The sequence below is a fragment of the Streptomyces albipurpureus genome (genome assembly GCF_023701525.1).
Lineage (GTDB): Bacteria > Actinomycetota > Actinomycetes > Streptomycetales > Streptomycetaceae > Streptomyces > Streptomyces albipurpureus.
Map to the genome: position 1 here is coordinate 355,972 of NZ_JAMQAW010000011.1, position 9,396 is coordinate 365,367.

Annotated in this window: 5 protein-coding genes; 3 read left to right on the forward strand and 2 right to left on the reverse strand. The window is 69.5% G+C overall.

The features are described from left to right. Positions 1–11: 11 nt before the first annotated feature. The 3 genes from NBG84_RS15725 to NBG84_RS15735 are packed head-to-tail and all read left to right on the forward strand — an operon-like array spanning position 12 to position 2,865. Complete coding sequence (locus NBG84_RS15725) at positions 12–1,178, forward strand: tyrosine-type recombinase/integrase (protein WP_250920054.1); 1,167 nt, start codon at positions 12–14, stop codon at positions 1,176–1,178. After that, positions 1,175–2,176 (forward strand): hypothetical protein, encoded by a 1,002-nt coding sequence (locus NBG84_RS15730; RefSeq protein ID WP_250920055.1) that lies wholly within the window; start codon positions 1,175–1,177, stop codon positions 2,174–2,176. Before NBG84_RS15725 ends, NBG84_RS15730 begins: the two co-directional genes overlap by 4 nt. Then, positions 2,173–2,865 carry a hypothetical protein gene (locus NBG84_RS15735; RefSeq protein WP_250920056.1) on the forward strand — a complete coding sequence of 231 codons (693 nt, stop codon included), beginning with the start codon at positions 2,173–2,175 and terminating at the stop codon, positions 2,863–2,865. Before NBG84_RS15730 ends, NBG84_RS15735 begins: the two co-directional genes overlap by 4 nt. Before the next feature lie 153 nt (positions 2,866–3,018). Here NBG84_RS15735 and NBG84_RS15740 read toward each other — a convergent pair whose 3' ends face one another. After that, complete coding sequence (locus NBG84_RS15740; RefSeq protein WP_250920057.1) at positions 3,019–6,204, reverse strand: DUF7507 domain-containing protein; 3,186 nt, start codon at positions 6,202–6,204, stop codon at positions 3,019–3,021. A gap of 1,099 nt (positions 6,205–7,303) precedes the next feature. Then, entirely contained in the window at positions 7,304–9,190 is a 1,887-nt protein-coding gene (locus tag NBG84_RS15745) for a DUF6541 family protein (protein ID WP_250920058.1), read from the reverse strand. Between the last annotated feature and the right edge of the window lie 206 nt (positions 9,191–9,396).

A 9,396-nucleotide genomic window follows, 5' to 3' on the forward strand; every position in this document is an offset into this window, starting at 1 on the left:
GCTTGAGAACAGTGAACACCGAGCCGGGCGGCTTGCCGATCTGTCGTGAGATGACACTGATCGACTCCCCGGCCCTCCACCGCCGCCACAAGTCCGCCTTCATCTCGTCCGACATCCCCGGCCGACCCAATCTCGCCACGTATACCGCCCTCAACCAGCACTGTTGCTCTCACCGGTTGAATCTAAGGTTGCGGATCTGGACCGATCTGGGACGGGCGCCCCGAACGATCGATGCCTACGGGCGTGGTCTGGCCGAGTACCTGCTGGCCTGCGAGCGGGAGGGGACTGATCCGGTTGCCGCGAACCGGCTGCATGTGGCCGCGTTCGTGAAGGAGCTGAGCACGCGGCCGAGCCGTCGGGGGTCCAATGTCGTCGTACTCGACTCCGGAGCTGGGCTGGCGAACGCGACGCTCCAGCAGCGGCTGGTGCCGGTGCGGTTGTTCTACGACTACCTGATCGAGGAGGGCCTGCGGGAGTCGAATCCCGTGGGCCGTGGTCGCTACACACCCGGCCGGAGGTTCGGCGGGCACCAGCGCGGGCTGGTGCCGCGGCTGACGAAACTGCCGTGGATTCCGAGCGAACAGCAGTGGCTCGACCTGCTGGAGGTCGTGCGGGACGAGCCCGTACGCAACCGGCTCATGCTCGCTCTGGCCTACGACGCCGCCCTGCGGCGCGAGGAACTGTGCTCTCTGCGGACCGATGACCTCGACCCCGCTCACCGGCACCTGCGGGTTCGAGCCGAGACGACGAAGACCCGCCGCGAGCGCATCGTCCCCTACTCGGCGTCGACCGGCGTTCTGCTGTCCGGCTACCTTGCCCACCGGGCCACGATCAGCCGGGCCCGCGGACCGTTGTTCCTGTCGGAGTCACGCCGCAACCACGGCCAGCCGCTGACGCTGTGGACCTGGTCCAAAGTGGTCCGGCGCGTCGCTCTGGCTGCCGGCCTGCCCCGCTTCTCGACGCACACCACGCGGCACCTCTGCCTGACCGACTTGGCGCGGATGGGCTGGGAACTGCACGCCATCGCGTTGTTCGCCGGACACCGCAGCACCGAGTCCACGCTGACCTATATCCACCTCTCGGGCCGTGACCTGGCGGAGAAGCTGAACCGCGGCATGCAGCAGATTCACTCCTGGAGGGTGGACATGCTGACCCGCACTGGGGCGGTCGCCGAGTGAGCACACGAATAGGCATATCGGGTCAGACGACCAGCGCTGCAGCCTGGGCATGGCCGGTCGATCTTGCTGGCTTTGACCGTCGCGGTCTGCTCACTGAGGCCGAAGCCGGCACGCTCCAGAACCTTGGCATCGAACAGATCCGACGCGGCGGGCTCACCGCCAGCGCACCGCTTCTGCGGCCGGCCGCCCGGGTGGTGAGGCCGTTGGCAGATTGTCTTGAGGCCCTGCACTGGTCACCGGACCAGCATCAGCGGCGATTCGCACGAGACGCCGCCGAGCTGATCCTGGTCCGCTGCGGCGCACTGCGACGGGCCTTCTGGGGCTGGTCAGAGCAGGACTGGGTGGATCTCATCGACGCGGACGGCGCCGAGTTCCGTCGTTCGTGGGGAGGTCAGATCGGTCCCAATGCCCGTCCGTTCGTGATCGCCTACGCCTATCTGCTGGGCGGGTTCACGGCCTTCGACCGGCTCGGTCGCTTCCGGCGGTCGTCTCTGGCCCACCGGGTCTTCGGAGCCGGCTGTGTCGAGGACGCCGTCCGCCACGTCTGCAAGATCCTTGCCGAATGGGGCTATCGCCGCGATGCCGAGCGGTTGACCTCGGTGATCTGCCAGGTGCTGCTGCTGAACCGCAGCCCATACCTGGAGGATCTGTCCACCGACGCCTTCGCCACGCTCCGCGTCCACCCGGCGATGAGCGGGCAGTGGGGCAAGGACCTCTACGGTCTTCACCGGGCGGTCGCCGCCCTCGGCTACGCGGAGCCGCCACCATCGGGACACACATCCGGACCAGCGGCGATGGAAGGTGTCCCGGCCCGTGGGCGGACTGGGTCGAGCGCTGGTACACGACGTCGACCCTCACGCCCAAGATCCGCAACAGCTACCGCAGCGTGCTCGCCAATATCGGCCGCTGGCTGGCCACTGAGCACCCTGAGAATACCGAACCTGGACAGTGGACCCGCCAGACCTGCGCGGCCTGGGTCGCCGCGGTGGACCGGATGACCGTCGGCGACTTCTCCCAGTGGACACACGGTATGCGTTCCCAGAACCGCCTGGGCAAACCGCTCACCCCGGAGACGAAGTCCGGCTACCTCAAGATCCCACGCGCCTTCTTCCGTGACCTGCACGAATGGGAACTGGTCCCTCGCCGGTTCGATCCCGCCCACGCTCTGAGAACACCCCGGAGCGTCCGTGCCCTGATGGGCCCGGACCCGCGGGTGATCGCCGACGAGATCTGGGCCAAACTCCTATGGGCCGGCCTGAACCTTGAAGCCGGCGACCTGCCGACCGCCGACGGCCGCACCTACCCCGTCGAACTGATCCGGGCCGTCACCCTGACCTGGCTGTTCGCCGGACAGCGCAGTGACGAGATAGCCCGGCTCCGTGTCGGCTGCGTCCGCTGGCAGCACGACGGCCTCCCGATCCCCGGCGACTCCGGCGAGGTCCTCGCCCGCGACGCCGTCTGTCTGCTGGACATCCCCACCCACAAGACCGGCACTGCCTTCACCAAGCCCGTCGATCCGCTCCTGGGCCAGGCCATCGAGGCATGGCAGTCAGTCAAGCCCGCCCAGCCCCGGATGCTCGACCCCAAGACCAACGAGCACGCCGAATTCCTGTTCGCCCACCGTGCCCGCCGGATCGCCAAGCACAGTCCGCAGGGGATCGTGCGATGCGGGACCGGTCGGTGGTGATCCGGCGCCGGGGTCCCCACCGCTGCCGGACACCACGGTGAAGCCCCGATCAAGCGGAGCAACCTGCTCATGGTGTCGGCGGTGTGCCCCTTGAAGGGGCACACCGCCGACGTGATCCGGAATGCTGCGTGAACTATGCGGAGACGCTACGGGTCAGGCGCGTTCCGCCGGTCCGCCGAGGCTCTCGGCCACGGGGGGCTGTTCCTTGTTCGGCTTCTTCTCGAAGCTCTGCTGCGGTGCTTTGGCGGTCTCGTCGGCCTTGGGTCCTGTGGGCAGTTCGTCGGGGTTCTGGTGACGGTCTGCCGTCCGGTCCCGCCTCGATTCCTGAGGCTGGGCAGCCTTCTTGCCCTTGCCCTTGTCCTTGTCCTTGACGTCGACCGTGCCGTGCGTGGTGCAGCGGCTGTCAGTGCTCCCCGCCGGGCAGTTGTTGCCCGGGGTCGTGGAGACGACGGTGTTGTCCAGGCGCAGGTCACCGAACGGACGCCGCTTCACCGTGACCGAGAAGGTGATCGTCGCAGTCTCGCCGGGTGCAAGTGTGCCGCTCCACTCCAGGTCGGGCGAGGAGAAGGTGACGCTGCCGACGGTGGCGGTCGCGTCGTCGTTGTAGACGGCGTCGTCGAGTAGATCGCTGAGGTCGTCCGTGAAGGACGCGTCGACGATCGCGCCGCCGTTGTTGCGGACGGTGATCGTGTACGGGACCTCGGCACCGGGCCGTACCTTTGAGGGGCCGTTCTGCTTCTTGGTGATGGTCACCGAGGTCACATTGGTGGTCGTGGTGCTGGTGTTGTTGTCGGGGTTCGGGTCGTCGTTGTCCCCGGTGACCTTGGCGGTGTTGGTGATGGTGGTGGCACCGGCGGCGGCCGTACCGGTCACGGTGATGGTGTCGCTGTCGCCGACCGCGAGCGCGCCACCGTCGCAGGTGAGGACACCGCCGGTGATGGAGCAGCCCGGGGTGCTGGTGGAGGCGTTGCTCAGACCGGCAGGGAGGGTGTCGGTGACCGTGTAACCGGTCGAGGCGTCGGGACCGTTGTTGGTGACCTGGAGCTGATAGGTGATCGTCCCACCGGGGCTCACGCTCGCCGGGCCCGTCTTCGACATGGCCAGGTCGGCCTCGATCTGCGTGACCGTCGTGGTGAAGGTGCTGGTGTTGTTGTCCGGGTCCGGGTCCGGGTTCTCGCCCGTGACCGTCACCGTGTTGACAATGCTGGTCGCTCCGGCGGCGGCCGTACCGGTCAGCGTGATCGTAGTACTCGCACCTGCGGCCAGGGAGTTGGCGGTGCAGGTGAGGGTGCCGGAGCCGATGCCGCAGCCAGGGGTGCTGGTGGAGGCGTTGCTCAGACCGGCGGGGATGGCGTCGGTGACGGTGTAGCCGGTGGAGTCACCGGGGCCGTTGTTGGTGATGGTGACCGTGTAGGTGACGGTTCCGCCGGGGCCGACCGTGGCCGGTCCGGTCTTGACCGCGGCCAGGTCCACCTGCGCCGGTGGCACGAAGGGGACGATGACCGTGTTGCTGCTGTCGTCGGCCTGCTCTCCGTCGGGTGCCATGCCCGTCGCCGTGGCGCTGTCGGTCACATTACCGTTGGTGACATCCGCGGCCGTGGTGATGTAGGTCGCGGTGCAGTCGAACGAGTCACCCGGCGCGAGCTGGCCCGCGGGGCAGTTCACCGGCGGGTTGCCGGGGCCGACATCGGTCACTGAGATGTTGTTCAGCGGGACCCGGCCGTTGTTCGTGACCGTGAAGGTGTAGGTGATCGTCTGGCCGGCCGCGCTGAAGTCGGCCTGATCGGCGTCCTTGGTGACCGTCAGGGAACGCAGCGGAATGACCACCTGGTTGCTGGTTGCGGTGACGGTCTGGCCGCTGACCGTTCCGTTGACGACCGCCGAGTTGGTGATGGTCCCGGTGACCGCGTCGGCCGCGGTCGCCGTGTAGGACGCGGTGCAGGTCGTCGAGGCTCCGGCGGCCAGCGTCGTCTGCGCACAGGTCACGGTCGGGGCGCCGGGGCCGCTGTCCGTCACCGTGAGGTTGGTGAGCGGTGTCGTCGCGGTGTTGGTCACCGTGTACGTGTAGTTGATCGTCTGGCCGGTCGCGAAGGTCGACGCGTCCGCCGTCTTGACGATCGTCGGCGAGCCGACGGCCACGACGGTCAGTGTGGCCGGGCCCGGTGGGTTCACACCGTTCGGCACCAGATCGGCGGGCTGGTTGACATGATCGCCGAGGGCGCTGGACGTCACGTCGACCGTGACCGTGCAGAACGCCGTGCCGGAGGTGAGGCTGCCGCTGGTCAGGCCGACCGTGCCGGTGCCCGCGACAGCGCTAACCGTGCCCGAACCGCAGGTGGTCGAGGCGTTGGGGGCCGCCGCGACAGTCACCCCCGCCGGAAGCGTGTCGGTGAAGCCGAAGCCGTCCTTCTCCGCCAGATCGGTCGTGTTGGTGACCGTGAAGGTGAGGGTGGACGTGCCGCCCTGCGGGATCGACGCCGGGCTGAACTCCTTGTCGAGCTGCGGCGTCACATCGAGGATCCTGATGTTGTCGAACGCGTGGTCGTTGCCCAGGCCGCTGCCGTTGGCGTTGGTCATCTTGATGCCCGCGGCCGCGCCGGTGAAGAGCACCGAATTGTCCGCGGGGAACGAGCCCGCCCGGATCGGGCGCGGTCCGACCATGTAGGTCTGGGCCCTCGCGTCCGTACACGGGTTGATAGGCGAGTTGGAGAGCGGAATGTCCGGGCCGCCGCCCGTCAGGAAGAAGTTCAGCAGCGGTGCGGAGACATTGCAGTTCACCGCCGCCACGTCCACCGAGAAAGTGATGAAGCGGTTCGCCGAAGTCAGCGGAATCGGGTTCACCGTCTGGAACTCGACAAGATTCGCGCCGGGGTTCGCGCCCTCGGTGTACGCGGCGACCGCGTGGTTGTTGTTGGGCGTCGGCGAGGCCGCCACCTGGCCCAGCACATTGGCCATGTTCTTCAGCTCGGACATGGCGAACGCGCTCTGAGCCTGGCAGGCGGGCTGGTTGGCGCCGGAGCGGTTGAGGATGATCCCGTTGCAGTTCGCCGCGCTCAGCCAGGGGGCCGCCGCAGTGTACGTGGCGTTGACGGGCGGCGCGCCCGTGTAGGCGGGCAGCAGGATCGGGGTCTGGCCGGTGCCGTTCTCGAAGTCCTCGGCGTAGACCACGGTCGGCGCCTGCGGAAGGCCCGGAGTACCGGGTGTGGTGGCGTGTGCGACCGGGACGGCGGCGCCCAGGGCGATCGCCTGGGACGCGAGGACGAGGGCGGTGGAGGCAAGGGCACCGAGGCGGCGCCGTCTGCCGGGAGAACCGCGCATGTCGACATGTGCTCCGTTCATCGGGATCAGGGTCCCCCCGGGGCCAGGAGTACCAAGTCCGCGGGCACACCGGGCAGAGCCCGCCGCAAACAGGGCCGCGCGTCACTCCGGGAGCCCCCTGAGCCGCATCCGGTTGGCGCAACGGCTGGCTGGCCCCCGGCACCGGCCCCCGCCCGGTCCCGCGCGTTCGGCCGCCCGGAGCAGTCGGCGCGTACCGGCGGAGACCGGCCGCGCTCCCCCGTACGGGACGGATCCGGCCGCCGGGCGCCCCCGGACGGCACCGACCGGACCCGTCGGAGTGACCCGGGCCACTCCGGTGAGCCCACTGGAGTGCGCTCCGGGACTCGGCATTTGAGCGTGCGCGGCCTACGGCCTACGACCTTCGGTGTGATGATGACCGTGACGCTCACCTCCGAGGGCCGTGCCGAATATCGAGCCGGGAACAACATCGGCCCCCTCCTCAGGTCGGTAGTGGAACTGACGGACTGGTCCTGGGAGATGCTGGCCAAACTGTGGGTCCGAGACCAACGGGAGAAACTACTGACGTGGGGGTATAGCACCCACCATCGAGCATGTCCTGATTGACAAGCACCATCTGGCCGAGCAGGCGGCCGGTGGATACCGCCTGACTGATTCAGGTCGGACGTACTACCGGCACTACTGGGCCGAGTACGCCAAGGTCTCCCCAGAGGCCAAGGCGCCGCATCCGGACGGCCTATTGGTCTGGCCGGAGGCCGAAGACGTCGCGCTCAGGCGAGTCGGCCGCCGATAGGACCAGTTCCGTGACTGGTGATGTTCCCGCGGATGTCGGTGGTGGGGACGCCGGCCTTGCGGCAGAGCATCGGGATGATCGCCGTGTTGATGTAGTCGGTCGCCGGTCGCCGATGGCCCCCGTGGCCCTCCGGGCACGGGTGGTGGTGCCTCCGGCGGAGTCTGGGGGAGTGCCCCCACCGCATGGACTCTCCCCCAGGGCTTCGCCTGGGAGGGGCCCCATACTCCGCCTTGCGATGCTCCCCCACAGCCTCCGGCGCGGGTGGGGGTCCCCCCGGCGGAGCCAGGGGGAGGACCCCAGCCAGACCCCGCTCACTGATCCAGCCCGATCCAAAAGAAAGGCCCTGGGTCATGTCCCGTTGATGCGGTAGACCGTCGTGTCGTCCCGGGAGAACACCTCCGTCAGACCCCGGCCGCCCGGGGGGAGCGCCAGGTTCACCCGGCTGGGCAGGTGGGACGCGCTGACGATGACATAGCGGATGCCGTACGCCCGCAGGCGGCTGCCCACGCTCGGATCGTCACCGAGGCGCACCAGATCCCGGAGCAACTGGTTCCGGCCCCGCTCCGCCCATGCGGTGTACGCGTACGGCTGGAACGGCACCACGCCGTGCGTCGCATACATCCACTCCGTCCCCTGGACCCAGTCGTTGAGCACCCGCTCACGCGGCCCCACCTTCGCCTTCAGCCAGCCGAACGCGGCGACCTCACCGTCCGTCACCAGCGACGGACGTCGGGAACCCGCGACATACTCCCGCGAGGGCCGCGCCTGCGCGTCGTACCAGATGACACCGCCCGCCAGCCCGCAGATGACGACGAGCAGCGCGGCCATACCCGGGTTGGGCCGCACATCGGGCACCGCGAGCAGACGCACGGCGGCGCCGACCGCGGCCCCGATACCGAGGGCGACGAGCAGGACGACCGGGGGAAGCAGCCGGTACCAGTCCGAGTACCAGAGGCCGACGACGGCCCGGCGGTACGGGGAGGAAGTACCGGCGGCCACTACGAACAGCGCCCCGAAGCCCCCCGCGGTGAACAGCGGCCACCAGGTCCGGGCGCGCACCGCGAGCCAGAGGAGACCGGCCCAGCCGAGCCCCGTCGCGACCAGCGTCGCGGAGAAGAGCCCCGAGCCCCGCTGCCGCCAGTCGAGCAGCACCAGATCGACCAGCGCACCCCGCACCCCCGTATACGCGGGGCGGTCCGCGCTGACGATCCCGACGGCGGCGTCCAGCCCGGACAGAGCCCACGGCAGCATGGCCGCGACCGCGAGCGCCGTGAACCCGGCGACCCGGAGGATCTCCCGGCGCCGTCGCGGCGACCGGATCAGCGCCTCCACGACCGCGGCGCCCGCCGGGACGGCCGCGCAGACTGCGGCGGCGGGGTGAGTGGCGAAGAGCCCGGCCGTGGCGGCGGCCGACGCCACACAGCCGGACAGCGGCCAGCCCTCCCGCCGGGTTCGCAGGATCAGCGCCACGACCGCCGGGGTGAGGGCGATACCGGCCGCGTACGAAGGGATCGCGGAGATCTTCGGTCCGAAGCCCGGGGCGAGGACGACGAGCACGGCGGCGAAGGGCCCGGCCAGAGGCAGCCGGGGCACGACCTGCCGGGCGAGCGCGACCACCCCCGCGGGCACGACGGCCGCGGCCAGCAGGAACTGCACGGCGTTCACCGCCGGCACGACCGAGGTGGGGCCGGTCGCCGCGAGGGCCATGACGTTGTGCATCCCGATCGGATAGAACTGGCGCAGCCCCGGGTTCAGCGGGTCGAGCGGGACCAGCTGCCAGGGGGCACCGGACTGGAGATTCCGTACGGTCGCGACGACATAGCCGTGCCAGTTGAAGTCATAGCTCTGCGGTACGCCCGACAGCGCGGGCCACCAGACCCACCCCGCGAGCAGCACCGCGACGGCCGTACCGATCAGCACACCGCGCGGAACCCCTGATGCGGCTGGAACGCGCCCAAATGCCGCAGCAGGAGCCGGGGCGGGCGACCTCGTACGGCGCCCGCGCGGCAACAGCACTCCCGCGCCCAGAACCGCGACCCAGACCGCCCACGTCATCAGCGTGAAGCCGCCCAGCAGATCTGGCGTCAGGGCAGCAAAAGCAGTGAAGCCCACCGAGACCGGTGGCGCCAGGGCGATCGCGGTCCACCAGGTGGTGCGCGCCCACCCGCGCAGCACCAGCAGACCCGGCAGATACAGGACCAGCATGCCGATGACCAGAGCGGAAACGAGGAACATGCGACCCACAATGCACGGCGAGCATTCCATGCCCCACGACGGCTCGCTGACACCGCCGGCCCCACCACTCAGCCAGCCGGACTCCCGGCCACGGCTCTCTTGGCCACCACCTGGGCCGGTGCCCCTGTCGTCCGCGACGCGCTGATCGGGGACCCTTCCCGATCAGCGCGTCAAACGCACACTGGCCAGCTGGCCGACAACGTCCC

Excerpts from the sequence above, each read along its gene's own strand:
- NBG84_RS15735 (WP_250920056.1), top strand. The coding sequence starts at position 2,173 with ATGACCGTCGGCGACTTCTCCCAGTGGACACACGGTATGCGTTCCCAG.
- NBG84_RS15740 (WP_250920057.1), bottom strand. The coding sequence starts at position 6,204 with ATGAACGGAGCACATGTCGACATGCGCGGTTCTCCCGGCAGACGGCGC.
- NBG84_RS15745 (WP_250920058.1), bottom strand. The coding sequence starts at position 9,190 with ATGTTCCTCGTTTCCGCTCTGGTCATCGGCATGCTGGTCCTGTATCTG.